The following is a 25,361-nucleotide window of genomic DNA, read 5'->3' as shown; positions in this document are numbered from 1 at the left end:
AACGGCTTCGTCCACGGTCCGGTCGCCGCGCTCAGCCGGTGACGTGAGTCGGCTCAGCCGGTGACATGGACGGGGTCGTCTTGCGTGAAGGCGGCTTCGAAGGCGGTGCCGCCGAGCGCGTCGCGTACGGCGGCCGTGATGCGTTCGACGTCACCACGTTCGGCCGGCGGGAGCGGGCTGCCGACGGACTCGCGGAGGGCCTGGGCGGCACCCAGTAGCCGGGCCGCCTCAAGGTGATCGCCAGAGAGGGCATGGGCACCGGCCATGCCTTCCAAGGCGAGCGCGACCGCCCTGGGATCACCGGTCGTCCGGGCCGTCTCGTGGCCCTCCGCCTGCAGTGACATCGCGGCCTCGGCATCACCGCGCTGTTCGGCGATGAAGCCGAGCTCGGCAAGGATCAACGCCACGCCGTGGTCGCCGCCCCGCTCCCGGCACCAGTCGAGCCACCGCCGCAAATGGACCTCGGCCGCGTCAAGCCTGCCCTGGCGCCTCGCCACGAGCCCGAGGCCGATCTCCGCGTGCTCCTCCGCCGCCTCGTCGGCCTGGTCGGCCGCCAGCCTGCGTCCACGTTCGAGAAGCTCCCCGGCCAACGCGTGGTCGCCGTTGAGCAGTGCGATGCGGCCGAGCCCGGAGAGCCGCCGCGACACGTCCGGCCACAGCTTGAGCTCCTCGGCCGTGCGCAGCCCCTCGCGATGGAGGCGCGCGGCGCGGACGTAGTCGCCGGTGAACTCCGCTACGGCACCCAGGACATCCGTGGTGGCGAGCTGCCCCCACCGGTCACCGAGTTCGTGAAAGATCGCGGCGCTCTCCGTTCCGTGCCGTTCGGCCGCCGTGAAGTCGCCGCGCAGCACGGCCTGATGGGCTCGCGTGCTGAGCGCGGCGGCGGTGCCCCAGCGGTCTCCCCCGGCGCGGAAACCGGTCAGCGCACGGCTCACCAGGTCTTCGCTGATCGAGACGTCGCCGTACCCGAAGAGGGCGAAGCCGAGCAGCCATTCGGCGTGCGCTCGCCCTGCGTTGTGCTGGTCGAACAGGCCGAGTGCGGCGTCCACCCGCTCCATCGGGCGCGGGACGTCGCCCGCACGTATGGCCAGGACGATCTGCCAGATCATCGTTTCCGCGCGTCCATGACCAGGCCCTCCGTCCTCGATCGCCAAGGCCAAGCCGAGCGAACGGCTTGCCTCGCTGAGCCTGCCCCGCAGGAACCAGTACCAGGCGAGGGCATTGACCAGCCGCAACGCGAGCCGCGCGTCCCCGCGCCGGGCCGCGCCCTCAAGCGCGGCCCGCAGGTTGGCGGCCTCGGTGTCGAGCTGTTCCAGCCACTGCCGCTGCTGATGCCCCCGAATGTGGCGCGCGGCGCGTTCGGCGAACGCGGCGTAGTGGACGCCGTGACGCTGCTCCACGGCAATGGCTTCGCCGGCGTCCCGGAGCTTCTCCTGGCAGTAGGCGGCCACCGACTCCAGCAGCCGGTAACGCGGACCGTCCGTTCGCTCCGTGACGACCACGAGTGAACGATCGACCAGCCTGGCCAGAAGATCAAGGATATCATCCACGTCCACGCCGCTTCCAGCGCAGACCTCTTCGGCGGCCTCCAGCGTGCAGCCGTCCGCGTGGACCGCCAGACGGCGCAGCACGGTCTGTTCGGCGCCGGTCAGCAGCTCCCAGCTCCAGTCGATCACCGCTCGAAGGGTCTGCTGGCGGGGCGGGGCACCGCGATGGCCGGAGGCGAGCAGCCGAAACCGGTCGTTCAGCCTGTCACGGAGCGCCCGCACACCGAGGACGCGCAGGCGCGTGGCCGCGAGCTCCAGCGCGAGCGGGATCCCGTCCAGCCGCCGGCAGATCTCCACCACGGCCGCGGCGTTCTCCGCAGTGAGCTCGAAGCCGGGCACGGCCGCCGCGGCACGAGCCACGAACAACCGCACCGCACTCGACTCCCGCACCCCACGGAGGTCATCGGGCGGCCGCGGGGAGGCCGACCCGGGGTTGGCCAGCGGCGGGTTGGGTGGTTGTGGCGGGACGGGCCGCAGGCCATGCGGCGGTAGGTCTAGTGGCGGGACGGGCCAGATCGATTCGCCTGAGATGCTGAGGGGCTCTTGGCCGGTCGCGAGGATGTGCAGGTCGGGGGCGGCCTTCAGGAGGTGTTCGGCGAATGCGGCGGCTGGTGCGATGACGTGTTCGCAGTTGTCCAGGATGAGCAGCGTCCGCCTGGTACGCAGGGTCGTTGCGATCAGGCCGAGCGGGTCTTCGTCCGGCGAGGTGTCGTCGCGTAGGCCGAGGGTGGTGGTCACCAGGTCGGCGATGCGGTCGAGGGTGGCCGTGCGGTCGAGGGCGGCGAGTTCGACCAGCCAGATGCCGTCGGGAAAGTCCGATCGTGCGGCCGTCTCGATCGCGAGGCGGGTCTTGCCGACGCCGCCCGGCCCGGTGAGCGTGACGAGCCTGCCGGTATTGAGGAGGGCGTGTACGGCTGCGATCGCGTTTGCGCGGCCGATCAGCTCGGTGACGGAGGCGGGCAGGTTGGTGCGCGGGTGGGTGGCGGGTGGGTGGCTTGGGGCGAGGGCTGGGTCTTGATCGAGGATCGCTTGGTGGAGTTCGGCGAGGTCCGGGCTGGGGTCCAGGCCGAGTTCGTCCCGGAGGCGGTCACGGAGATCGTTGTACGCGGCGAGGGCCTCGCTCTGGCGTCCGGCTCGGTAGAGAGCCCGCATCTGGACGGCTCGGAGGCGTTCCCTGAGCGGGTGCTGCTCGACCAGGTCCGCGAGCTCACCGACGAGCAGTCCGTGCTCGCCCAGTTCGAGGCGCGCGGCGGCCCGTTCCTCCAACGCCGCCAGGCGCTGCTCCTCCAGGCGGGTGATCGCCGGCCGGGCGAACTCCTCGTCGGCGAAGTCGGCATAGGCGGCCGGGCCGCGCCAGAGCGCGAGGGCGTCGGTCAGAAGTGCGGCACGTTCACGCGGATCGTCCGTCGCGGTGGCTTGGACGAGCAGGGTTTCAAAACGTCCCGCGTCGATCGCGCCGGTGCCGGCCAGCAGCTGGTAGCCGGGAGCACGGGAGACCACGAGCTTGCGCGCGCCCGGCTCGGCGTCCTCCAGGGCACGGCGGAGATGCCACACCTTCGTCTGCAACGCGCCGGACGGATTGCCGGGCAGACGCTCACTCCAGAGGTCGTCGGCGAGACGGTCCGCCGACACGACGCGTCCCTCGTGCATCAGAAGGTCGGCGAGGAGCGCGCGGACCTTCGCCTCGGGAACGCGTACGGGACTGCCGTCCGCCGCCCACACCTCAAGCGGACCCAGCACCCCGAAACGCATGTCGTTCACGTTACCCAGCGGACTCCGTGAGCCGACCGAGAGCCGATCAAGAGAGACCTCTCGCAGAGTGGGCCCCGACCTGCTGAAGGCCATCTCGAACTGGGGAGACAATGACCGACGAACCATCGGTGACGATCATCGGCCTGGGCTCCATGGGCCAGGCCCTCGCCAACGCCTGCCTGGCGGCCGGCCACCGGACGACCGTCTGGAATCGCACGCCCGCCAAGGCCGACGCCCTGGTCGCCCGCGGCGCCACCCGGGCGGCGACGGTCAGCGACGCGCTGTGGGCGTCCGATCTGGTGATCCTTTGTGTGCTGGACTACGACGCCGTCGACGAGCTCCTCGCTCCCAACGCCGACATGCTGAAGGGCCGCGTCCTGGTGAACCTCACCAACGGCCGGCCCGAACAGGCCCGCCGCACGGGCGCGTGGGTGACCGCGCAGGGAGCCGAATACCTGGACGGCGGCATCATGGCCATCCCGTCGATGATCGGTAAGCCTGAGGGGTTCATCCTTTACAGCGGATCCAGCGCGGCGTTCGATCGGTGCAGGGCGGCGCTGGAGGTCCTCGCCGTGCCCACGTTCGTGGGCGAGGACGCCGGGCTCGCGGCCCTGAACGATCTGGCTCTGCTCTCCGGCATGTACGGGATCTTCGCGGGCGCCCGCCACGCCACCGCCCTGATCGGCCCGGAGCGGGCCGCGGAGTTCACCACGTCCCTGCTGATCCCATGGCTGCAGGCGATGGCGAACGTCCTGGCGCCCTCGTCGGCCGAACGCGAGGCGGGCGACATCCCGTCCGAGGAGTCGCCGCTCGACATGCAGGCGACCGCGCTCGCGAACATCGTTCAGGGCAGCCGTTCCGAGGGCGTCGGCATCGACCTCCTCACCCATCTGCTCACCCCGATGCGCGACATCATCGCGGCGGGCGAGGGCGACGCGCTCAGCGACCTGGTCGGCCTCATCGAGAAGGAGATCCGTTCATGAGGTACGCGGGGAAGAAGGCCGTGGTCACCGGCGGCACGCACGGCATCGGCCTGGCCGTCGTCCGCGCGCTGCTCGACGGCGGGGCCGAGGTGCTCCTCACCGGCCGCGACGAGACCAACATCGAAGCGGCCCGCACCGAACTCACCGGACGCCCCGCGCACGTGGTGCGTTCGGACGCCGCCAGCCTGGCCGACATCGAGGCCCTTGGCGGCATCGCCGAAGAGCGGCTCGGCCGAGTGGACTTCGTGTTCGTCAACGTGGGCCACGCGGCGTTCGGCCCGATCGAGAGCGTCACCGAGGAGAGCTTCGACCGGACGTTCGACATCAAGGTCAAGGGCGCCTTCTTCACGACGCAACGGCTGTTGCCGCTGGTGAACGAGGGCGGCTCGTTCGTCTTCACCACCGCCGTCCTCGACGGGCTCGGCTACCCGCAGTCGAGCGTCGCCACCGGCTCGGTGACCGCCGTACGTGGGCTGGCCAAGGCGTTCGCCGCCGAGTTCCTGCCGCGCGGGATCCGGGTGAACGTGGTCAGCCCCGGCTTCACCCAGACGCCGACCATGGGCATCGCCGGGCTCAGCGACGAGGAGAAGGCGGCCAACCAGAAGGCGGGCGAGGACGTGACCCCGATGTCCCGGCACGGCGCGCCCGAGGAGATCGCCGCCGCCGTGCTCTACCTCGCGTTCGACGCCACGTTCAGCACCGGCATCGTCCTGGCAGCCGACGGCGGCCTAGGCCACATAGCCGCCTGACCCCCGACCGCACAGCCGCTGCCTGATCCCCGCGCGACGCACCGGGAGGCCGTTCTCTGGCCGCTCAGCGTCTGCCTGCTAGAACCTCGCGGGCGAGGGCGTCGCGTTCGGCTGCCTCCTGGTCGGCGGCTTCCTTCTCGGCCTCGACTCGAGCGTCGTATGCGGCACGCGCCGTGGCGATCTCGTTCTGGTGCTGCTCCGTCCACGTGACCAGCGAACGGATGGTGTCGTGCAGGGTGGCACCCAGCGCGGTGAGCTCGTAGTCCACGCGGGGAGGGACGACCGGGTGCACGGTGCGCCGGACGAGGCCGTCCCGTTCCAGCTGCCGCAGGGTCACGGTGAGCATGCGCTGGCTGATCCCGTCGATCTTCCGGCGCAGTTCGGTGAAGCGAAGGCTGCGACGGTCGAGCAAGGCGATGACCAGCAGCGACCACTTGTCCGCCACCCGGTCCAGAATCTGCCGGACCTCACAGTCCTCGCGCGTGTCCCACTGAAGTACCTCGTAGTCCTCGTCCGTGCCGGGGCAGACATGGGCTCGCTGAGTTCCGTCGTCCATATGACCAGATAGTGCCTGCTAGTGCGATCGGTTACAAGAGGGAACCGATCATCCCAGGTGCCTGAGTCTTTATAACTGTCGCTTCTAGGTGCGAGTGCGATCATGTCTTGGACTTCTGGAGAGGGCACGCGCAGAGTGGAGTTGAAGCAGACATTGAGAGGGGTTTGATCGATATGGGCACGAAGACGGGAGCGACCCGCGAGAAGGCGACCAGCCCTGAGGATCTGGCGCGGCTGTTCGTGCGGCGCGTGAACGACGGAGACGTCGAGGGCCTCGTCGAGCTCTATGAGGACGACGCGGTGCTGGCGTTCCCGCCCGGGCACGAGACCGTCGGCCATGCGGCGATCCGGGCGGTGCTCGAGAAGATGCTCGCGGCCAAGCCGCGGTTCGCGGCCGAGGAGCCGCTGCCGACCGTGTTTCACGGTGATCTCGCCTTGACGTCGACCCGTCCGGCCGACGGCACCGGCGGACGGGTCCAGGTCGCGCGGCGGCAGCCGGACGGTTCGTGGCTGCGGATCATCGACCGCCCCGAGCTGCCACGCTGAGCGGTCGCCCACGCGGACGTCGCCCGGGCCCAGGTAGGCCTTCAGTCATCCAGGCCAGTCACATGACAGATTCCTGGGCCCGGCCGGATCCGTAGCGTCTTCTTCATCAACGAAAACGCGGCCTGAGCTGCCGATGGATGAAGGAGACCATGATGGAGCAGACCCCGCTGAAGCTCGCGGTCATCGTCGGAAGCACGCGCGAGGGCCGGTTCGGCCCGACGGTGGTGAACTGGTTCATCGGCGAGGCGTCGCAGCGTGACGACCTGACGGTCGATGTCATCGACCTGGCGAAGACCCCGCTGCCGACCGTGTTCCCGGAGTTCGGACGGCCGCCCGGCGAGACGGTGGAACGTCAACTGGCCGCCGTGTCCCCGAGGCTGGCCGCCGCCGACGCGTTCGTGATCGTCACCCCGGAGTACAACCACAGCTTCCCGGCGCCGCTGAAGAACGCCATCGACTGGCACAACAAGGAATGGCACGCCAAGCCGGTCGGCTTCGTCTCGTACGGCGGTCTCTCGGGCGGCCTGCGTGCGGTCGAGCAACTGCGAGTCGTCCTGGCCGAACTGCACGCGGTCACCATCCGCGACACCGTCAGCTTCCACAACGCGTGGGGTGAATTCGAGGGCGACGGGACGCATCGGGACGGTGAGAGCTGTGGAGCCGCCGCGAAGACGATGCTCGACCAGCTCACCTGGTGGGCGCACGCACTGCGCGACGCAAAGGCCACCCGCCCGTACGCCGCCTAGCCCCTCCACTTGTAACCCGCCACGACAACCGCAGCCGCTATGTCCGCAGCGCTAGCCACGACAACCACTGCATACGTCATAACGACACATCCGCTGTGTTCAACGCATGCTCTGTGCCTACTGCATTACTCGCAGCAACTACGTTCCGTGCAAGAGAAGCGTCCAACCGCAAGAGCGTGTGCCGCAATGCGTGCGCTCACAGCCCTCCCTCGACTGGAACGCCGAAACCGCTGTGTCCGTGTGCGGCGTCCACAGCCACCGCAGGCATCTCCTGAACGTTTGCGGTTGGCGCATCCACCAAGTCCGCCGTGACGACCGCGTTCATTGCAACCGCCACGTCGTTCACACGTTCGCCGGATGGCCGCGCTAGCCCACGTTCGCCGTGATCGCCGCGTCCGCCGTGACGGTGCTTTCGCGGCGGACGTCAGTGCGCGAGAGATGTTGGCGCGGTCGCCGCCGTGGCGTGTCACATGCTCCAGCTAAGGATTCTGAGATGACGACCGTCTCTTCCAGTTCACGCCGTGGTGGACGAGCCTCGGCGCCCGGCGGATCGGGCGCTTTGCCTGGCACTGAGTCCGCGCCGCGGGTTCGCGCGATCGTGTTGATTCTGGTGCTCGGCTCGATCATGACCACGTTCGACATGACCGTGGTGAATGTGGCGATCAACCGGCTCTCGCAGGACTTCGACGCCCCGCTCGCCACCGTCCAGTGGGTGGCCACCGGCTACTCGCTCGCGCTCGGCGCGATGATCCCCGCCACGGCATGGGCCACCGGCAGGTTCGGCGGCACCCGGCTCTACCTGACGGCGATCGGGCTCTTCACGGCCGGATCGGTGCTGGCCGGCGCGGCGTGGAGCATCGAGTCGCTGATCGCGTTCCGTGTGCTCCAGGGCCTCGGCGGCGGCATGATCATGCCGGTCGGGATGACGATCCTGCTGCGCGCCGCGGCTCCCGACCGGCTGGGCCGGATGATGAGCACGATGGGTCTGGCCGTCCTCGTCGGGCCGCTGGCAGGGCCGGTGCTGGGCGGCTGGCTGGTCGACGAGGTCTCCTGGCGCTGGATGTTCTTCATCAACCTGCCGATCGGCGCCGTGGTGATCGTTCTGGCGGCGCGGCTCTTCCCCCGCGATACGCCGGCGACCCGGCGGCCGCTCGACGTTCCCGGGCTGCTGATGTTGTCCCCGGGCCTGGCCACCCTGATCTACGGCGTGACGACGGGTGGGGAGCGCCACGACTTCGGCTCCACCGGGGTGCTCCTTCCTCTTGGGATAGGTGCCCTCCTGGTCACCGGCTTCGTGGGCCGCGCCTTGACCGCCCGGAATCCGCTTATCGACCTGGGGCTCTTCCGTGACCGCTCGTTCGCGGCGGCCACCGGCACGCTGGTCCTGTTCGCCGCGGGCTACTTCGGCTCGATGATCCTGCTGCCGCTCTACTACCAGGTCGTGCGGGGCGAGTCCGCGACCATGGCCGGGCTGCTGGGCATCACCGGAGCGCTGGCCTCCGGGACAGCGATGCAGATCGCCGGGCGGCTGACCGACAAGTTCGCGCCCGGAAGGGTCGTGCTGACCGGTATCACGACCGCCGCGGCAGGGTTCGCCCTCTTCACCGGCGCGCTCGCCGCCGACACCCCGTACTGGGTGCTCATGGCCGCGCTGGCGGTGATCGGCGCCGGTGGCGGAACGACGATGATGCCGACGATGACCGCGGCGACCCGGGGCCTGTCCCACGATCAGGCGCCGGCAGCCAGCACCACGGTCAATCTCATCAACACCATGGCGGGCGCGGTCGGCACCGCCGTCATCTCGGTCCTGCTGACGAACGCGATGGCCGGCCGCGTCTCCGGCCCCGCCGCCTCGGCAGGCGGGCTGGGCGCGCACATCTCCGACGAAGCTGCCCCTGCTCTGGCGGACGCCTTCCAGCACACCTACGGCTGGGCACTGACCTTGGTCGCCCTCGCGGTGGTACCGGCCCTCTTCCTCCCCCGCCGCTCCGCCGAGCACGCCCACGGCTGAACCTGTGGGTGGTTCTGGCAGACCCAGGTACGGCCGTCCCCCGGCGAAGCGGAGCCCTGGGTGAGTCTGAGCTGGGCCGACACCATGAATGTCATCGCAAGAACGCATTCAAGGGAGTCAACGATGAGCCTGCCGAAGAAGCGCCTCGGCACCACCGACATGGAGATCACCCGCGTGGGCTTCGGCTCGTGGGGGATCAGCGGGCCTGGATGGCGGTACGCCTGGGGGCCACAGGACGACGCCGACTCGGTCGCCACCATCCGGTACGCGATCGAGCAGGGCGTCAACTGGATCGACACCGCGGCGGTGTACGGCCTCGGGCACAGCGAGGAGATCGTCGCCAAGGCACTGGCCGACCTGCCCGAGGCGGACCGGCCGTTCGTGTTCACCAAACTCGGCCTGGCCTGGGACGAGAACGACCGGACCGCGCCGCCTCGCCGCGAGATGAGCCCGGCCGGCGTGCGCCGCGAGGTCGAGGGGTCGCTGCGGCGCCTCGGGGTCGAGCGGATCGATCTCTACCAGGTGCACTGGCCGGCCGAGGACGGCGGGCCGCTGGAGTACGGGGCGGAGACGGAGGCCGGCGGCGAGCGCGTGCCGGGTACGCCGCTGGAGGAGTACTGGCAGGTCATGGCCGATCTGAAGGCCGAGGGCAAGGTCCGCGCGATCGGCCTGTCCAACCATGAGGTGCCCCGTCTCGAACGTGCCGACCGGGTCGCGCACGTGGAGTCCCTCCAGCCGCCGTTCTCCGCGATCAACCGTTCGGCCGCCGACGAGATCGCCTGGTCACGGGAGCATGACACCGGCGTGATCGTGTACTCGCCGATGCAGTCGGGCCTGCTCACCGGCGCGTTCTCGCGCGACCGCGTGGCGAACCTGCCGGACGGCGACTGGCGCGCCGGACACCCCGACTTCACCACCGGACTGGACGCCAACCTCGCACTGGCCGATGCGCTGCGTCCGGTCGCCGAGCGCCACGGGGTCTCGGTGGCGGCGATCGCCGTCGCGTGGACCCTCGCCTGGCCCGGCATCACCGGCGCCATCGTCGGTGCCCGCCGGCCTGGCCAGGTCGATGGGTGGCTGCCCGCCGCGTCCCTCGAACTCACCGCTGCCGACCTCGACGAGATCGCCACCGCGATCGTGCGTACGGGTGCCGGCCAGGGCCCCGCCGTCCCGACCCGTTCCTGAGGAGAAACCATGTCACTGACCGTCGTCGTCAAGCTGCGCGCCAAGCCCGGCCTCGAGAACCGGATGCGGGCGGCCCTGAACGAGATGATCGCGCCGTCGATGAACGAGGAGGGCTGCATCGCGTACGAGCCGTACACCGACCCGCGCGACCCCTTCCGCATGGTCATCGTCGAGGAATGGACCAGCGCCGGCGCGTTGGACTTCCACTTCGGCACGCCGCACTTCAAGCACGTCGCCGAGGTCCTCGACGAGGTCCTGGCCGAGCCCTTCGCCCTTCGCCGCCTGACCGACGAAGAGGTCACCGTGAGCTGACCGCCGCAAGCCGGACGATCACGGCCACGTCGGAGACTGACTCGTGGCGAGTTTCATGCCGACCGCCCCGCCCAAGCTTTGGGCGGGGCGGTCGGCTACATGGACGCGCCGCCCCGAACCGCGGCCGCTCCCCGGCCGGCGGCGCTTCCGGACGGCGGCCGGTGTTTCACGTCAAACAAGCATCGGCCTGAGCAGGTAAAGATCCGTGGAAGGTCCGAAACCTACAAGACCGGCCCCTCCATCCGGCACACGATGGAGGACATGACCATCGAGCTCTCCGCGGTAGCCGACTTCATGGCCGGCCATGCCCGCGTCCTGGACCGACGTCGCTTCCAGCTCCTGATGGGTGAGACCGGCACAGCCGGTGTGCTCGCCGCTGTGGACGGTTACCGCAACCCCGACGGCGGCTACGGCTGGGGCCTCGAACCCGACCTTCGTTCACCCGAGAGCCAGCCGGGCGCCGCGCTGCACGCCTTCGAGGTGTTCGAGGAGATCGCACCGGCCACCGCCCCACAGGCCGTGGCGCTGTGCGATTGGCTGCAGTCCGTTTCGTGCCCCGACGGCGGCGTGCCGTTCGCGCTGCCCCTCGCCACCGCCGCGGCGACCGCGCCCTGGTGGAAGGACGCCGACCGGACGGTGTCGTCCTTGCAGATCACCAACGTCACCGCGGCGGCCGCCCATCGTGTCGCCGCCCACGACCCGGCCGTCGCCGCCCACCCATGGCTCGCCCGCGCGACCCGCTATTGCCTCGACCAGATCGCGGCCCTCGACGAGGCGCCGCACGCCTACATCCTCTCGTTCTCGATCTGGCTCCTCGACGCGGTGCACGACACCTGCCCCGAGGCGGCCGAGCTGCTGACGCGCCTCGGCGCGCACATCCCCGCCGAGGGCAAGCTCCGAGTCGAGGGCGGGACGGACGACGAGTTCCTGCATCCGCTGGACTTCTCGCCGTACCCCGACAGCCCTTCGCGTGCCCTCTTCACCCCAGAACAGATCTCCGCCGACCTGGACCGGCTGGCCGCGCGCCAGCAGGACGACGGCGGCTGGACCGTCGAATACGCGAAGATCTCCCCCGCCGGCGCGTTGGAATGGCGCGGCGCCAGCACCGTCCGCGCGATCGACATCCTCCGCCGCAACGGCAGGATCTGACCCACCACCGCTCCCAGGGAAGGCGTGCCCGCGCCGATGAACCGGACCTGCCGCTCGTCGGCCACTCACCCGGCGGCCAGCGCCAGCGCCCCGCGACGTCGCGGCGCGCGCGAGGCCGTCAGTCGAACGGCGGCCTGGTGTTGGCGATCTCATGCTTGAGCACCTGGTCATCCAGGATGGCGACGGAGGTCGACGGTCGCGGCGCGACCGCACGCCACCGTTCCAGCGTCTCCTCCGATTCCCAATGTTCGAAGATGTTGACGCGTCCCGCCTCAAGGGGATCCGCCGTGATCGCCAGATCGAGGCACCCCGGCTGCTTGCGCGACTGCCCCACGATGTCGCGGTGCCCCTCCACGAACCGGTCCCGCTCCGCGGGGTCCACCTGGACCTTGCCGGCAATGATGATCTCCATCGTCGCGCTCCCTCTCTCGGGTCTTTGCCCACCGACGAATGCCAGACCGTCAGACGGACGCGCCACGGACGGCACGTCCAGCGACGGACGCCACATTCCGCAACGGATGCCACGTTCAGCAGCGGGACGACTACCTGAGCACGAGCGGGCTCACTAGCCTGGTGTGATGACGAACGACAGCGTCGTCGTCCGGCGCGGCATGTCAGCCGACGTGATGGCCGTCTCCAAAGTCGTGTTCCTCGCCGACGCCGCTCGAACCAGCGGTTCGCGGCCGGTCGAGGAGAACGCCCGAGCCCGGACGACTCACCGCCTCGGCGACCCGCGCACGTTCTTCTTCGTCGCCGAGCGCTCCGGCGGCGTCATCGGATCGGCCGCCGGCATGAGCGGACGCAGCGACGGGGGTCTCGGTGAAGCGATCCCGGGTCTCTGCCACATCAGCATGGTCGCCGTGCTGCCAGAGCTCTGGGGCCAGGGCATCGGCAGGCAACTCCTCAGCGCCCTCGTCGACGAGGCGCGCGACCGTGGCTACGAGCGCGTTCAACTCTTCACCCAGGCCGACAACGCCCGAGGCCACGCGCTCTATGAACGGCTCGGCTTCTCCCTCACCGGCCAAGTCGCCGTTTCCAGCAACGACGAACCAATCGTTCACTACCTCCTCCCCCTCCGCTCCTAGGTTCCGTCGTCCTGCCCACGCCGACCCACACGCGGCGCTACAGGCAGGAGTCAGCACAGGACACCCACGCAAAGAGCGCAGACGCAGGCCCGGTCACTTGAGGAGGGGAAAGCGGCCGGTCAGGCGGTCGACGAGAGCGCGGGGCCCGGCGAGGGTCACCGCGTAGTAGGAGAGGTCGTCGTCCTCCAGGCGCGCCAGTTCGGCGAGGTAGTCGTCGTACACGCGGACGCGCTGCGCGGTCGCGGCCATGTCGGCGACGAGCAGGTCCGGCTCGGCCAGGGCGCTCGCGCGCACGGTCTTGACGATGGGGGCGGTGGCCGCGAGGACGGTGCAGCCCGTCCAGGGAAGACCCGCGTGGGGGCTGCCGGCCGCATCGATTCCGCCGGCGCCGACCATGGCCGGGGCGGCCTTGCCCACGGCCGCGGACAGGCAGGCCGCCGCGTTCACCTGCAGGCCGACGGGCAGGTCCCGGTCGACCAGGATGACCCACTTGATGGCCTGCTCCTTGGTGGGCAGGTGGGACTGGTGGACGAGGGCGTCGAGCCACGCGGGGGTGTACGTCGCCGGCACGTCCTGGAGCTTTTCCGAAGTCATGACAGGAGGGTCGTCGATTTCCCGACTGATCCTCAATCTGAAGGGGTAGTTTCCGAAGATAGTTCGGCAATCGACGGTCGGAGAGCATGATGGACGAACTTGATGCGGTGATCGTGCGGGAACTTCAGCGCGACGGGCGGCAGACGAACCGGGAGCTCGCCGGCCGGCTGGGCATCGCCCCTTCGACATGCCTGGAGCGGGTCCGAGCGCTGCGGAAGCGTGGCGTGATCATGGGATTCCATGCCGAGGTCGACCTGGCTCAGCTGGGCCGTCCGCTGCAGGCCCTCATCAACGTGCGGCTGCATCCCAAGGTGCGGGAGGCGGTCGAGGGATTCCGGGCATACGTCACCGAACTCCCGGAAACGCTCGCGGTCTTCGTGGTGTCGGGCGGGGACGACTTCATCATCCAGGTCGCCGTGCGGGACGCCGGTCATCTGCGTGACTTCGTACTGGACCATGTCGCGCGGCATCGCAACATCGCCGACGTGCGCACCTCCCTCGTCTACGACCACATCCGCACGGCGACGTCCGTCACCACCTCGGCCGACAGCCGCGAGCGCCCGTCCCGGCTCACCTGACGCCTACTTCCACCGCCGACCGATCCCTACCGAACACCGCAACCGCAGCCGATCTCCCCCGGCCGACGTCCGCAACCGACCTCTCGGGCGCACACCGCAGCCGCACACCGCAGCCGCACACCGTGGACGCACACGCAGCCGGTAACCGCGGCCGGTCTCGGCGGCCGGTCTTCACCGGATGCAGGCGATATCGCTCTGCCCGATTGACATGCAACCAAAAGGTTGCCTAACCTGATAGGCAACCAGATGGTTGCTTAATTGAGGTGATGGTGTTGGACGCGATCTTCAAGGCACTCGCCGACCCCAGTCGCCGGCGACTGCTCGACGCTCTGAACCTCCACAACGGGCAGAGCCTGCGCGAGCTGTGCGCCGAGCTGGAGATGACCAGGCAGGCGGTCACCAAGCACCTCACCGTGCTGGAGTCCGCGGGTCTGGTGACGGCGAGCCGGCGCGGGCGGGAAAAGCTGCACTACCTCAACGCCGCACCCATCAACGACATCGCGGAGCGCTGGATCGACCGGTACGACCGCGGGCGGGCCCGCGCGCTCGCCGACCTCAAACGAGCACTGGAGGACGCACCGATGAGCGACACGCAGTTCGTGTACGTGACGTACATCAAGACGACGCCGGAGAAGCTCTGGCAGGCCCTCACCGAACCCGCCTTCATCAGCCGCTACATGGAGGGGACCGGCCCCGACTCGGACTGGAAGGTCGGATCGCCGATCAAGTGGCGGATGGACGCCGAGGACGAGTTCGACGACTGGGACCAGAAGGTTCTGGAGGCCGAGCCCGGCAAGCGGCTCTCGTACACCTGGCACAACTACCAGCCGAAGATGGCCGAGTGGTTCGGCTGGAGCGAGGAGAAGTTCGCCGAGCTGCGGAAGGAGAAGCGGTCGAAGGTGACCTTCGAGATCGAGCAGGCCGGCGAGGGCACGGTCAAGCTCACCGTGGTCCACGACGACTTCGAGCCCGACAGCGAGATGCTGAAGGCGGTCAGCGGAGGCTGGCCCGCGCTCCTCTCCAACCTCAAGACGCTGCTGGAGTCCGGCGAAACCCTGTCATTGCAGGCCTAGGCCGCGACAGACCACCGGCTCTCCCGATCAGCCCCGCCCTGTGAGACAAGGGCGGGGTCTGTTCTTCGCCTCACGTCTGCATGTGCCCCGTCAACCACACACGAGCAATTCGCTATACAAATCGTCAGGTCATTGAAATTGCCTCGCCAGTGGAGCGCGGGGGCGCCGCTGAGCTCGCGAAGCGACATATTCGCGTTGGCTCGCTCGTCCAACAAGAGGCAACGGGCCGACCGTACCGCGGTCGCCGAATACCGGCCTGTTCGCCTGACCTGGTCCGGCTATCCGTGGACGGCGGAGGCCCGGTCGTCCAGCTCCATGAAGACCTCCGGAACCGCGTTGTCCATGACCATCCGGCCTAGCAGCTCGGCGAGCTTGCCGGATTCGGCCTCGCTGAGCCCGGACGGGAGCATCTCAACCCGGCGGCAGGTCTCTGCGTAGAACTCCTCAGCGAGCTTGCCGCCCTCCTCGGTCAGCGCGACCCGTGCCGCCCGCCCGTCACGCGGGTCGGGCTCGCGCTGGACGAGCCCGGTACGAGCCGTCCGATCGACCAACCCGGTGAGGCTCGACTTGGCCAGGCCCAGCACTCCGCCGAGCTCGGTCATCCCGTACGGCTGCGCCATCAGCACGCAGAGCAGCTGCCCCTGCTGCGGGGTCAGCCCGTACTCCCGAGCCGACTCGGCGTACACGGCGTTCACCAGGAATGAGGAACGCACCAGCGCGGTGATGACGCTCATCGGCTCACTCGTGGCTTTTCCCATTCGACAAGAATACGCCAGCCGAAGGTGCGGCCCGTCCACCCGACAACCTCAGCGAATGACACGATCTGATTCGCTGCACAAACTAATCAAACCCAACACTCGCCGACGAGGCACATCTGCCAGAACGCCAGCCACCGTTCGAAACCGATGTCAACACCACGGCTACTGAGCCATGTCGACAAAACGACTGTAGTGCCCCTGGAACGCCACGGTCACGGTCGCGGTCGGACCGTTTCGGTGCTTGGCCACGATCAGGTCCGCCTCGCCCGCCCGAGGCGACTCCTTCTCGTAGGCGTCCTCCCGATGCAAGAGGATCACCATGTCCGCATCCTGCTCGATTGAATTGTGGATGGATATCCCGTTCGCTACAAAGTTGTGCAGGCCCATGACCGTGGCGTCGTAGACCTCCTGCTCGCCCAGGCACTCCACGGCGACGATCTCATCCCAGAAGACGTCGTTGGTGGCCAGCAGTTCCAACTCGGCACTGTCGAGCACGGTCGCGACCCGCCCCAGGCGTGCCCGGCTGGGTGCGCGTTTCCACATCGCACTGCCATTGAACCTGGTCCCCATCGCCGCAGAGAACTCTCTATGCGTCATCCCCTGCTCAGCCAGGATCTGCCGCACATCGCCCCACACCTCACGGGGAACGGTGTCAAGGTTGGTGTTCGAGCGCAGTTCGCGCAGCCTCTCCGCAGCGGCGGCGGCGATCACACCACGCGCACCGTGCACCTTCACGGCCTCGAAGAACGCCAACTGGTTCTCGGCGCCATAGAGATGCAGCTGATAACCCGGCCGGTAAGCGCCCTTGGTCACGGTCACACGCGAGAGGATCCCGAATCGCAGCAGGAGGCGGGACACATCGTCCACAAGCCGGCGGCTGGTAGACGCGTAGTAGACCCGGCACTGCCCGTTCTTCGCATCCCAGTGGACGCAGCCATCGGTGGCCCACAGATGCCTCAGAAACAGCGCGACCTGCTCCTTCGGCAGCCGGAACACCGGGGCCGGAACGAACTTTTCGTGAGAACGCAGGCCGAAGAGCCCCAGCTCGTCCAACCACTCCGCTATCGGGTTGCGACGCCCGTGAGTCAACCGATACGGCGCGGGCAGGCGCTTGACGAACGAGCCATCCCCGATCAGATGCGCCAGCAGGGTCACCGTGTCCGCCGGCCAGGGATCGATCGTCAGAGGGGGCGGAACATGCCGCGCCGCAGCGATCCGCGCGCCGGGGCCGAGCTCCGCAAGGGCGGTCCAGCCCGCATGAGTCAGGAAGGGATGATTGGCCGTGGCCTCGATCTCCTTGCCCGATGCCAGCCGAACCCGGAAGACCTGCTTGCGTCCCGTCGAGAACACATGAGTCAACGTCCTCGGCACGTACTTGAGCCGCTCATCGAGAGCCCACACTGGAACGTCACGAGCGCCGCTCTCGAAAAGCTCCCCGATCGAGACCTCCTCGTTGGTGTCCGCCCGCATGACGCGAGTCGCGGCCGTCACGCAGCCCGATTCGCGTAGGTCGGAGACCATGGGCTTCTTGTCGGTTCGCTGCTCCGGACCTCGGTTGAGCTGGGAGAGCGCGATGACGGGGACCTGGAGCTCCTTGGCGAGGAGCTTCAGCGAACGGGAGAACTCCGAGACCTCGACCTGGCGGCTCTCGACCCGCTTGCCGGAGGTCATCAGCTGCAGGTAGTCGATGACGACCAGGCGCAGGTCGTGCTGCTGTTTGAGCCGGCGGCACTTGGCGCGGATCTCCATCATCGACATGTTGGGCGAGTCGTCGATGAACAGTGGCGCCTCGGCGACCTCGCTCATCCGGCGCGCCAGCCGCGTCCAGTCCTCGTCCTGCATCGTGCCGGAACGCATGGCGTGCAGCGCGACACGGGCCTCGGCGGAGAGCAGGCGCATCGTGATCTCGTTGCGCCCCATTTCCAGGCTGAAGAACGCCGAGGTCAGACCATGCTTGATCGAGGCCGCCCGGGCGAAGTCGAGTGCCAGCGTGGAGTTGTGCGTCGGGATGCACGAACGCCCGGCCAGATACATGTGGTCGGCGTTGTCGACCTGAACGCAGCGTACGGGGACGCTTGGCACCGGCCGCACGTCCACGATGTAGCGCACCCGCGCCTTGGGATCCACACGCTTGCGCTGCCGCGCCAGCTTGCGCGGCAACCGGAAGACGGGCTCAACCGGAGTGAAGTTGATCCGGTAGAACGTGGACGTCTCGGGTGAGCGACCCTTGACCGGCTTGGTCGTCATGGTCGCGCGGTAGCCGAGGCTCAGGATCAGCTCATGCGCGCCTTCGGCCAACCGCTTGTTGACGAAGCTGAGCTGCACCTGCCCGATCTCCGACACGAAGCCATCGGTGTCGAGCATCCCAGCGAGCAGATCGCGCCGCTGCTCCTCCGATGCCCGCAGGTAGGGGGCCGGGATGTGCTTGCCTCCAAGGAGCGCTGCTTCTTGGAGCAGCCGCCTGAGGCCGAGAAGCTCATAACGGCCTGGGGTAGAACGCGGCAAGACGACACACTGGCCGATCGATCTGAGCTCGTCGAGGATCTCATCGTCGAAGCAGGTCAAATCTGTCGCCCGGTCGTCTCCGGCACCCAGCCAAACACCAAGGAGGTAGGGGGCGATGGGAAGGTCCGCGGCTGGAAGTCGGAACGGAGCCGCGACAGCGACAGCGTGGTTGGGACGGCCGCCACATCGCAGGGTCGCAGCGATCTCTTCGGTCGTCCTGATGGGACGGTCCTGCACAGCCGAAGCAAGATTGGCCGGATGGACCGCGCGGCCAAGCCCGAACTTCGCATAGCCGCGTTTCGCATGGCCGGGCAGGGCGTGGCCGGATTGCGCATCGCTGAGCTGTGCGCCCACCACGGCAACGGCCTCACGATGGGTCATGAGCCGATCGGCGGTCACGCCGTCGAGAACACGGGTGTGCGGGTCGACCAAGGTGAGCTGTTGACGACGGCTCGTCTGCGTCGTGCGCCATTGATGTTCGGCGTCGGCAACGATCACCTCGCCGTCGGAGAACTCCACCTCGTAGCAGGGACGTCCGTGCATCACCTCGGTGGCCGCCACGATACGGGTGGGCTTACCGTCCGCCCCGATCAGGTAGTCACCGACTTTGACCTCACCCATCGTCGTCCACCCAAAAGGAGACACAAGGGGAGTATCAAGGGCAATTGCCTTACCCATCGCAGGTCGAGCGGCGACGACGATCATTTGGCCGGAGTGGAGGCCGTTGGTGAGGGCGTCCAAGTCGCTGAAACCGGTGGGAACGCCGGTCATCTGGCCGCCGCGGCTGCCGATGGCCTCGATCTCGTCGAGGGCGCCGGGCATGATCTCGCTGAGGGGGACGTAGTCCTCACCGGCGCGCTTTTCGGCGATGGCGAAGACCTCGGCCTGGGCGCGATCAAGGACGTCGTCGGCGTCGGCCCCGTCCGCCGCGTAGCCCATCTGGACGATGCGGGTGCCGGTCTCCACGAGCTTGCGGAGGATGGACCGCTCGTGAACGATCTTGGCGTAGTAGCCGGCGTTGGCCGCGGTGGGGACCGAGGAGATCAGCGTGTGCAGGTAGGGGGCGCCGCCGACCCGGCTGATCTCGCCGCGCTTGGTGAGCTCGCCCACGATGGTCACGGCGTCGGCCGGATCACCGCGGCCGTAGAGGTCGAGGATGGCGTCGTAGATGATCTGGTGGGCGGGCCGGTAGAAGTCGCCCGTGCGGAGCAGCTCGACGACCTCGGCGATGGCGTCCTGCGAGAGCAGCATGCCGCCGAGCACGCCCTGCTCGGCGTTGATGTCGTGCGGTGGGGTGCGTTCGAACCCGGGAGTGGGCTCCGAGCCGCCTATCTCGGCCACGCTCACGTTGGATCCCCCATCTCCCAGGTCTCAGCCGCCCCGCCAGCTTCGCTGCCGACCCCGCATCTCACATCTATCGTCCGCGTCCGACATTCTCCTGAGTGCCACTCCGGAAGAGCAACGTGATCTGTGGACGGGGTTGTGGAGCCGCTGTGCAGATGTACCGGGTTGGTTGTGCACGACCTGGGGACAACTCTGGGGATTATCGGGGGGCGGTCGTCGGCGCACCTCATATGACCTGCTAAAACATCGTCCACCGGGTGTGCGGGAAAGAAAGTCTCCGCTGGGACGGCCACGAACGCGAATGTAATAGACATATTTCCTATAAGCCTTACCTCTTGCTACCGTGGAGGCCATGGTCGGCTCACCCCTGCGTCCACGGAAGAACGCGCATGATCGCGAGATCCTGCGGCTGGCGGTGCCGGCCTTCGGCGCGCTCGTCGCCGAGCCGCTGTTCCTCCTATCCGACACCGCGATCGTCGGTCATCTGGGCACGGCACAACTCGGCGGACTCGGGGTGGCCGGGCAAGCCCTCACCACCCTCGTCTACCTGTGCGTCTTCCTCGCCTACGGCACCACGGCCGGGGTGGCCCGGCAGGTGGGAGCGGGTGATCTGCGCGCCGCCGTCCGGCAGGGCATCGACGGCATGTGGCTCGCGCTCGCACTCGGCGGGGTCCTCATCGTGGCCGGATGGCCGCTCGCCTCGTCGATCGTCGAGGTGTTCGGCGCCTCCGCGTCGGTCACGCCGTACGCCGAGACCTATCTGAAGGTCAGCCTGTTCGGCATTCCGGGCATGCTCGTCGTGCTGGCCGGCACCGGAGTGTTGCGGGGCCTCCAGGACACGCGCACGCCGCTCGTCGTGTCGATCGGCGGCTTCGCGCTGAACCTGCTGCTGAACGCGGTCTTCGTGCTGGGCTTCGGATGGGGCATCGCAGGCTCTGCCTGGGGCACGGTGATCGCCCAGACGGGGAGTGCCGCGGTGTACGTGGCGGTGGTCCTGCGTGCGGCCCGGGAACATGGCACGCCCGTGCGACCTGATGCGGCCGGGCTGTGGACCTCCGCCACGGCAGGCCTCAGCCTCGTGCTGCGTACGGCGGCGCTCCGGCTCGTCCTCATCGTCGGGACATCGATCGCGGCACGGATGGGCGATCCCGAGATCGCCGCGTACCAGGTGGGATTCCAGGTCTGGACGTTGCTCGCGTTCGCCCTGGACGCGATCGCGATCGCCGGCCAGGCGATCACGGGGCGCTATCTGGGCGCGGGCGACACGGCAGGGACACGGGCCTCCACCCGCCGCATGGTCCAGTGGGGCGTGGTGGGCGGCGTCGTGTTCGGTTTGGCGATCATGGCGGTACGGCCGTGGCTGCCGGCGCTCTTCACCTCGGACGAGCACGTCCGGGACCTGATCTTCATGTCCTTGCTGATCGTCGCGCTGTTGCAGCCGGTCGCGGGGGTGGTGTTCGTCCTGGACGGCATCCTGATCGGCGCGGGCGACGGCGGCTACCTGGCGGCCACCACCGTGATCGCGACGGTGGTCTTCCTGCCCGCGGCCTGGCTGGCGTACGAGGCGGACGCCGGGCTCGCCGGGCTGTGGCTGGCGATCGGCCTGTGGATGCTCACACGGCTCGTGACGCTGAGCCTGCGCGCCCGGGGTGACGCCTGGATGGTCACCGGCGCCACGCGGTAGCGGTGTGATTGGTGGGACTGAATCGGCGGAGTCCCCCACGCACCTCTACCCGCTCTCGCTACTATTCGAACATGTGTTCCACACACGGAGAGCGGATGGCCCGGCTGACGCAGGCCATCGATGACCTGGCGGCAGAGGGGCTGGCCGGGTTGCCGCCCGAGACACTGGTGGAACGGGTCGCCGGCATCTGGTCCCTGGTCGAGGGCATCGACCCCGAGATCGCGCGGCGCCGCACGCGCTACACCACGCCTGAATCCTGAGACGACGGCAATGACGTCGCCAGGCAGCCGCGCCGCCGGTGGTGGACGTGTCGCTCGCCAGAGGCGGCGGCGCGACAGGGCAGGGGGCGGGCTCTCCGTAGCGACCTCGGGCGTCGGTGATGGCGAGCTAGTCGTCGGACGCGGGCGGCGAGGGGAAGACGTGGGAGACGTCCGGAGAGGGAGCGTCGCCGTCGGCGACGTCATTCGAAGGCGTCGGTGTGGGGGTGTCCGTGACTTCCGGCTTCGAGTCGGGTGACTTGATCGTCCGGGGCTCGGGGCTCTCTGCGGCCGGGCGCGGTTCGGGCTCGCGCACCTCCTCCGCACGGCGCGGCAGCTGGGCCGAGACGGTCTCGCGCAACTCGGGGAGCCTGGCGTACAGCGCGTCGCCCGGACAGTCGGTATCGCCGTAGTCGCGGTGGCCGATGATGGATCGGTAGGGGTCGAGCCGGTATTCGTCGCAGAGCCACGTGCAGACCGAGACCAGCGACGACCACAACATCTCCGGGACGAGGGCCTTCGCGTAGTTGCCCTCGTTCTCGATCCCGATCGTGTGATCGTTGTGGTGCAGGGCCTGCGCACCGATCACGTGCCGGCCCGTCAGGATCGCGGAGAGGCTGCTCTCGCGCCCCTCCATGACGTATCCGCCACGGCTGATCGTGAGCTGCTGGCCGGTGTCGTTCCAGCCCCGGTGCTTCATGTGGAAGCGCTGGATGTCGCGCGAGAGGCGGTAGGCGTGCGCCAGCGAGTAGTCGGTGGAGTTCGGGGTCGCCGTGTGGTGAACGATGATGCGGTCCGGCCTGCGCCTGACGAGCCTAGTGGGCTCCTTGGCCTTCCTGGCTCCCCATTCCCGGCGCGTGTAGATGCGTGGCCGCGTCGGTACGGGACGTCCGGAGGCACCCGCCGAAAGGATCTCCGCCATGGCCTCATTCTCGGCCAGGCCCGCTCCCAGGAGAACGCCGACGATCCCCGCCGCGCCCCCCAGGATCGCGCGTCGGGTCAGGAACGGGTCGTCACTCCCCTCCGGCGCCCGGCCGTCCGAGAATCCCCCCGAATACACGAACACGCGACCCTTCCCTTCCGTCATGATCCAATAACGGACGGTAGTCGCGAGTCGGTAGGTAACCAAGGACGCGGCGGTTCAGGGACGTTTCACAAGAAAGGGATATGCCGGCTTGCGGGACACGTCTGCTCATGCACGTCATCCGCGCCGCGAGCTCAGCCGGTCAGGACCGCTCGGCCCGGGCCTCTGCGTCGCCGTTCCGGCGGCCGCGGCCAAGCCGTCGTTCTCGTCTCGACGTCGTCCTCAGCGGCCCCGGACCGCCCAGCACCGGAGAGACGAGTTCGTCGAGCCGTTTGGCCACGAACACGTTGACGCTGGTTAATTGGGAGCCACCGCCTACACGCTGTTCTTCGGCGGCCTGATGCTGCTCGGCGGACGGCTCGCGGACCTCTTCGGAGCCAGGCGGACGGCGTTCACCGGCCTCGCGGCCTTGCACTGAGGCTTGCCTCTGCGATCAAGCGCATGTGCCGGGCTTCGCCGGCAACACGAAGCCGCCGGGTGGGGGACGTGGTGTCTCCCACCCGGCGGCTGTGCGATCGATCTGCGTGCCGGCGCGAAGGCTCAGGGCCCGCGCGGCGGCGCGGAGGCCGAGTCGGACGGTCAGGCCTCGACGACGTTGACGTCGATCGTGGCGTTGACGTCGGCGTGCAGGCGGACGCTGGCCCGGTGCGAGCCGACGGTCTTGATCGGGTTGCCGATCTCGATCCGGCGCCGGTCGAGGTCCGGACCGCCGGCGGACTTGACCGCGTCGGCGATGTCGGCCGCGGTGACCGCGCCGAACAGGCGGCCGTTGCTGCCCGTGCGCGTGCGCAGCGTCACCTTGAGCGCCTGCAGCTGACCGGCGACCTCCTTGGCGTGCTCGACGGTCGCGATCTCGCGGGCCGAACGTGCCTTCTTGATCGACTCGATCTGCTTCTCGGCGCCCCGGGTCCACTTGATCGCGAACCCGCGCGGCACGAGGTAGTTGCGGCCGTAGCCGTCCTTGACCTCGACGACGTCGCCGGGCTCACCGATGCCGGAGACCTGCTGAGTCAGGATGAGCTTCATGGTTCAGATCCTCCTGACTCAGCGAGCGGTGCTGGTGTACGGCAGCAGCGCCATCTCGCGGGCGTTCTTGATCGCCGTCGCGACGTCGCGCTGGTGCTGGGTGCAGTTGCCGGTCACGCGACGGGCCCGGATCTTGCCGCGGTCGGAGATGAACTTCCGCAGCAGGCCGGTGTCCTTGTAGTCGACGTAGGAGATCTTCTCCTGGCAGAACACGCAAACCTTCTTCTTGGGCTTGCGGGGAGGTGGCTTCGCCATCGTGGTGCTCCTTGAGTAGAGCCCCGCTCACGCGGGAATGGACGTTGTCTGGATTGCTTGGTCTTGCTTAGAACGGCGGGTCGTCGGAGAATCCGCCGCCCCCGCCGGAGCCGCCGCCGGTCGCCCAGGGATCGTCGGCCGGAGCGCTGCTCCCGCCGCCCTGACCGCCCTGGCCGCCGCCGAAGCCGCCGCCCGCAGCGGCACCGCCGCCGAAGCCGCCGCCTCCGCCGCCGCCACCGAAGCCGCCGCCGCCACCCTGCCGCTGGGTCTTGTTGACCTTGGCGGTGGCGTTGCGCAGCGAGGGGCCGACCTCGTCGACCTCGACCTCGAAGACGGTGCGCTTCTCACCCTCGCGGGTTTCGTACGACCGCTGCTTGAGGCGCCCCTGCACGATCACCCGCATGCCTCGCTGCAGGCTCTCGGCGCAGTTCTCCGCCGCCTGCCGCCATACGTTGCAGGTGAGGAAGAGGGCCTCGCCGTCCTTCCACTCGTTCGCCTGGCGGTCGAAGAACCGCGGGGTCGACGCGATGCGGAACGACGCGACCGCCTGGCCGCTGGGGGTGAAGCGCAGGTTCGGGTCCTCCACGAGGTTCCCGACGATCGTGATTACGGTGTCGCCTGCCATTGGGCTCGCTCCGGCGGGTATGAGGGCCTGGTGCCTGACGCGGGGCGCCTGGCTCAGTGGACCTCGGGACGGATGACCTTCGTACGCAGGATCGTCTCGCTCAGGTTGAGCTGCCGGTCGAGCTCCTTGACCGTGGCAGGCTCGGCCGTGAGGTCGACCACCGCGTAGATGCCTTCGTTCTTCTTCTGGATGTCGTACGCGAGGCGGCGCCGGCCCCAGATGTCGACCTTCTCGACACTCCCGCCGTCGTCCTTGACGACCTTCAGGAACGGGTCGAGCGACGTGGTGACGGTGCGCTCGTCGATGGCCGGGTCGAGGATGGCCATGAGTTCGTAACGACGCATGCTGTGTCCCTACCTCCTCTGGACTGGTGCGGTCACGGTCTCTCCGTGACAGGAGGGCTGTTGCGTCCGTCGCGGTGGCGGAGCCGGCACTCGTGACCGGGGCGCCTACCGCGAGACCGATACAGGCTACCAAGAGTTTGCAGCGTGTCAGGCTAGGTACGCGGCCAACACGCGATCCGACCTCCCAGCCTCGGCGCTCGGCGTCTGGGGCACACCCAGGTTCTCTGGGGGCACACTCAGCGGCTGGGCGCTCAGCCTCTCTGACACGCTCAGCCTCCGGGACGCGGTCAGCTGGGACGCGGTCAGCATCCGGGCCGGCCAGCGTCCCGCCGGCCAGCGCCCGAGCCGGTCAGCGTCCGGGCGGTCAGCGTCTGGCGGCGCGTGCGCTGGGAGGCCTCGCGCAGCGCCGGCGTTCCAGCTCGGCCATGATGTCGGCCATCCGGGCCCGCATCCGGGCGGTCTGGGTCGTCAGCACCGACAGCTCCTCAACGAGCTCGGCGTCGCCGATGACCGCGAAATCACTCGCCTTCACCGTGCACCTCCTTGCGTTCCCTGCTTCCCCTCAGGGCGAACGGCCCACCGGGGGTCGGCCGTCCTCGAATCCATGTTCGAAC

General features: G+C 68.8%; 25 protein-coding genes. 13 read left to right on the top strand and 12 right to left on the bottom strand.

What is annotated here, in order from left to right:
- Positions 1–53 precede the first annotated feature (53 nt).
- Positions 54–3,299: a BTAD domain-containing putative transcriptional regulator gene (locus ACGFNU_RS03895; protein ID WP_392590995.1), complete on the bottom strand. Its 3,246-nt coding sequence runs from the start codon at positions 3,297–3,299 to the stop codon at positions 54–56.
- 110 nt (positions 3,300–3,409) lie between these two features.
- On the opposite strand from ACGFNU_RS03895, the gene ACGFNU_RS03890 reads away from it, so the two are divergent.
- On the top strand, positions 3,410–4,282 hold the full coding sequence (locus tag ACGFNU_RS03890) for an NAD(P)-dependent oxidoreductase (RefSeq protein WP_392589915.1): 873 nt from the start codon (positions 3,410–3,412) through the stop codon (positions 4,280–4,282).
- Entirely contained in the window at positions 4,279–5,031 is a 753-nt protein-coding gene (locus ACGFNU_RS03885) for an SDR family oxidoreductase (RefSeq protein WP_392589914.1), read from the top strand. The genes ACGFNU_RS03890 and ACGFNU_RS03885 overlap by 4 nt, the downstream gene beginning before the upstream one ends.
- A 64-nt stretch (positions 5,032–5,095) precedes the next feature.
- Here the strand turns inward: ACGFNU_RS03885 and ACGFNU_RS03880 are convergent, their stop codons facing one another.
- Positions 5,096–5,587: a winged helix-turn-helix transcriptional regulator gene (locus ACGFNU_RS03880; RefSeq protein ID WP_392589912.1), complete on the bottom strand. Its 492-nt coding sequence runs from the start codon at positions 5,585–5,587 to the stop codon at positions 5,096–5,098.
- Between the two features lie 173 nt (positions 5,588–5,760).
- On the opposite strand from ACGFNU_RS03880, the gene ACGFNU_RS03875 reads away from it, so the two are divergent.
- The 6 genes from ACGFNU_RS03875 to ACGFNU_RS03850 all read left to right on the top strand — a co-directional run bounded on the left by ACGFNU_RS03875 (position 5,761) and on the right by ACGFNU_RS03850 (position 11,535).
- A complete protein-coding gene (locus tag ACGFNU_RS03875) occupies positions 5,761–6,132 on the top strand; it encodes a YybH family protein (protein WP_392589910.1) in 372 nt (123 codons plus the stop codon).
- A 137-nt stretch (positions 6,133–6,269) separates the two neighbouring features.
- Positions 6,270–6,878, top strand: a complete 609-nt coding sequence (locus tag ACGFNU_RS03870) for an NADPH-dependent FMN reductase (RefSeq protein ID WP_392589908.1) — start codon at positions 6,270–6,272, stop codon at positions 6,876–6,878.
- Positions 6,879–7,476: 598 nt separating this feature from the next.
- Positions 7,477–8,889, top strand: a complete 1,413-nt coding sequence (locus tag ACGFNU_RS03865; RefSeq protein WP_392589906.1) for a DHA2 family efflux MFS transporter permease subunit — start codon at positions 7,477–7,479, stop codon at positions 8,887–8,889.
- A gap of 123 nt (positions 8,890–9,012) precedes the next feature.
- Positions 9,013–10,074, top strand: a complete 1,062-nt coding sequence (locus tag ACGFNU_RS03860) for an aldo/keto reductase (RefSeq protein WP_392589905.1) — start codon at positions 9,013–9,015, stop codon at positions 10,072–10,074.
- A 9-nt stretch (positions 10,075–10,083) separates the two neighbouring features.
- Positions 10,084–10,386, top strand: a complete 303-nt coding sequence (locus ACGFNU_RS03855; protein ID WP_392589903.1) for a putative quinol monooxygenase — start codon at positions 10,084–10,086, stop codon at positions 10,384–10,386.
- Between the two features lie 261 nt (positions 10,387–10,647).
- Positions 10,648–11,535, top strand: a complete 888-nt coding sequence (locus ACGFNU_RS03850; protein WP_392589901.1) for a hypothetical protein — start codon at positions 10,648–10,650, stop codon at positions 11,533–11,535.
- A 118-nt stretch (positions 11,536–11,653) separates the two neighbouring features.
- Here the strand turns inward: ACGFNU_RS03850 and ACGFNU_RS03845 are convergent, their stop codons facing one another.
- Complete coding sequence (locus tag ACGFNU_RS03845; protein WP_392589900.1) at positions 11,654–11,947, bottom strand: putative quinol monooxygenase; 294 nt, start codon at positions 11,945–11,947, stop codon at positions 11,654–11,656.
- Between the two features lie 166 nt (positions 11,948–12,113).
- Here ACGFNU_RS03845 and ACGFNU_RS03840 point away from each other — a divergent pair, with 166 nt between their 5' ends.
- The gene (locus tag ACGFNU_RS03840; RefSeq protein WP_392589898.1) at positions 12,114–12,620 is read left to right on the top strand and encodes a GNAT family N-acetyltransferase; all 507 of its coding nucleotides are present in this window, start codon (positions 12,114–12,116) and stop codon (positions 12,618–12,620) included.
- 93 nt (positions 12,621–12,713) lie between these two features.
- On the opposite strand, the gene ACGFNU_RS03835 is transcribed toward ACGFNU_RS03840, so the two are convergent.
- On the bottom strand, positions 12,714–13,214 hold the full coding sequence (locus ACGFNU_RS03835) for a DUF2000 domain-containing protein (protein WP_392589896.1): 501 nt from the start codon (positions 13,212–13,214) through the stop codon (positions 12,714–12,716).
- 89 nt (positions 13,215–13,303) lie between these two features.
- Here ACGFNU_RS03835 and ACGFNU_RS03830 point away from each other — a divergent pair, with 89 nt between their 5' ends.
- Both ACGFNU_RS03830 and ACGFNU_RS03825 read left to right on the top strand, forming a co-directional pair.
- Positions 13,304–13,792: an Lrp/AsnC family transcriptional regulator gene (locus tag ACGFNU_RS03830; protein ID WP_392589894.1), complete on the top strand. Its 489-nt coding sequence runs from the start codon at positions 13,304–13,306 to the stop codon at positions 13,790–13,792.
- 266 nt (positions 13,793–14,058) lie between these two features.
- Positions 14,059–14,865, top strand: coding sequence for an ArsR/SmtB family transcription factor (locus ACGFNU_RS03825; protein WP_392589893.1), 807 nt, complete (start codon positions 14,059–14,061; stop codon positions 14,863–14,865).
- 278 nt (positions 14,866–15,143) lie between these two features.
- On the opposite strand, the gene ACGFNU_RS03820 is transcribed toward ACGFNU_RS03825, so the two are convergent.
- Together ACGFNU_RS03820 and dnaB are read right to left on the bottom strand one after the other, a co-directional pair.
- Positions 15,144–15,623, bottom strand: coding sequence for a MarR family winged helix-turn-helix transcriptional regulator (locus tag ACGFNU_RS03820; protein WP_392589892.1), 480 nt, complete (start codon positions 15,621–15,623; stop codon positions 15,144–15,146).
- 162 nt (positions 15,624–15,785) lie between these two features.
- Positions 15,786–19,475 (bottom strand): replicative DNA helicase, encoded by a 3,690-nt coding sequence (gene dnaB / locus ACGFNU_RS03815; RefSeq protein ID WP_392589890.1) that lies wholly within the window; start codon positions 19,473–19,475, stop codon positions 15,786–15,788.
- Between the two features lie 349 nt (positions 19,476–19,824).
- Between dnaB and ACGFNU_RS03810 the strand changes: the two genes are divergently transcribed.
- Together ACGFNU_RS03810 and ACGFNU_RS03805 are read left to right on the top strand one after the other, a co-directional pair.
- Entirely contained in the window at positions 19,825–21,156 is a 1,332-nt protein-coding gene (locus ACGFNU_RS03810; RefSeq protein WP_392589888.1) for an MATE family efflux transporter, read from the top strand.
- A 71-nt stretch (positions 21,157–21,227) separates the two neighbouring features.
- Positions 21,228–21,416: a hypothetical protein gene (locus ACGFNU_RS03805; RefSeq protein WP_366621930.1), complete on the top strand. Its 189-nt coding sequence runs from the start codon at positions 21,228–21,230 to the stop codon at positions 21,414–21,416.
- A 127-nt stretch (positions 21,417–21,543) separates the two neighbouring features.
- Here ACGFNU_RS03805 and ACGFNU_RS03800 read toward each other — a convergent pair whose 3' ends face one another.
- The 6 genes from ACGFNU_RS03800 to ACGFNU_RS03775 form a co-directional block, all read right to left on the bottom strand.
- Positions 21,544–22,479: an N-acetylmuramoyl-L-alanine amidase gene (locus ACGFNU_RS03800; RefSeq protein WP_392589885.1), complete on the bottom strand. Its 936-nt coding sequence runs from the start codon at positions 22,477–22,479 to the stop codon at positions 21,544–21,546.
- Positions 22,480–23,076: 597 nt separating this feature from the next.
- The gene (gene rplI / locus ACGFNU_RS03795; protein WP_392589883.1) at positions 23,077–23,523 is read right to left on the bottom strand and encodes a 50S ribosomal protein L9; all 447 of its coding nucleotides are present in this window, start codon (positions 23,521–23,523) and stop codon (positions 23,077–23,079) included.
- Positions 23,524–23,541: 18 nt separating this feature from the next.
- Positions 23,542–23,778: a 30S ribosomal protein S18 gene (gene rpsR / locus ACGFNU_RS03790; protein ID WP_019631633.1), complete on the bottom strand. Its 237-nt coding sequence runs from the start codon at positions 23,776–23,778 to the stop codon at positions 23,542–23,544.
- Positions 23,779–23,845: 67 nt separating this feature from the next.
- The gene (locus tag ACGFNU_RS03785) at positions 23,846–24,403 is read right to left on the bottom strand and encodes a single-stranded DNA-binding protein (RefSeq protein ID WP_392589881.1); all 558 of its coding nucleotides are present in this window, start codon (positions 24,401–24,403) and stop codon (positions 23,846–23,848) included.
- Positions 24,404–24,456: 53 nt separating this feature from the next.
- Positions 24,457–24,747, bottom strand: coding sequence for a 30S ribosomal protein S6 (rpsF, locus tag ACGFNU_RS03780; protein WP_392589880.1), 291 nt, complete (start codon positions 24,745–24,747; stop codon positions 24,457–24,459).
- Positions 24,748–25,111: 364 nt separating this feature from the next.
- Positions 25,112–25,279, bottom strand: coding sequence for a hypothetical protein (locus ACGFNU_RS03775; protein WP_392589879.1), 168 nt, complete (start codon positions 25,277–25,279; stop codon positions 25,112–25,114).
- Positions 25,280–25,361: the final 82 nt, after the last annotated feature.

This window comes from Spirillospora sp. NPDC048911, from assembly GCF_043198015.1.
In the GTDB taxonomy this organism is placed as follows: domain Bacteria; phylum Actinomycetota; class Actinomycetes; order Streptosporangiales; family Streptosporangiaceae; genus Spirillospora.
This window is presented reverse-complemented; position numbering and strand designations above follow the sequence as displayed.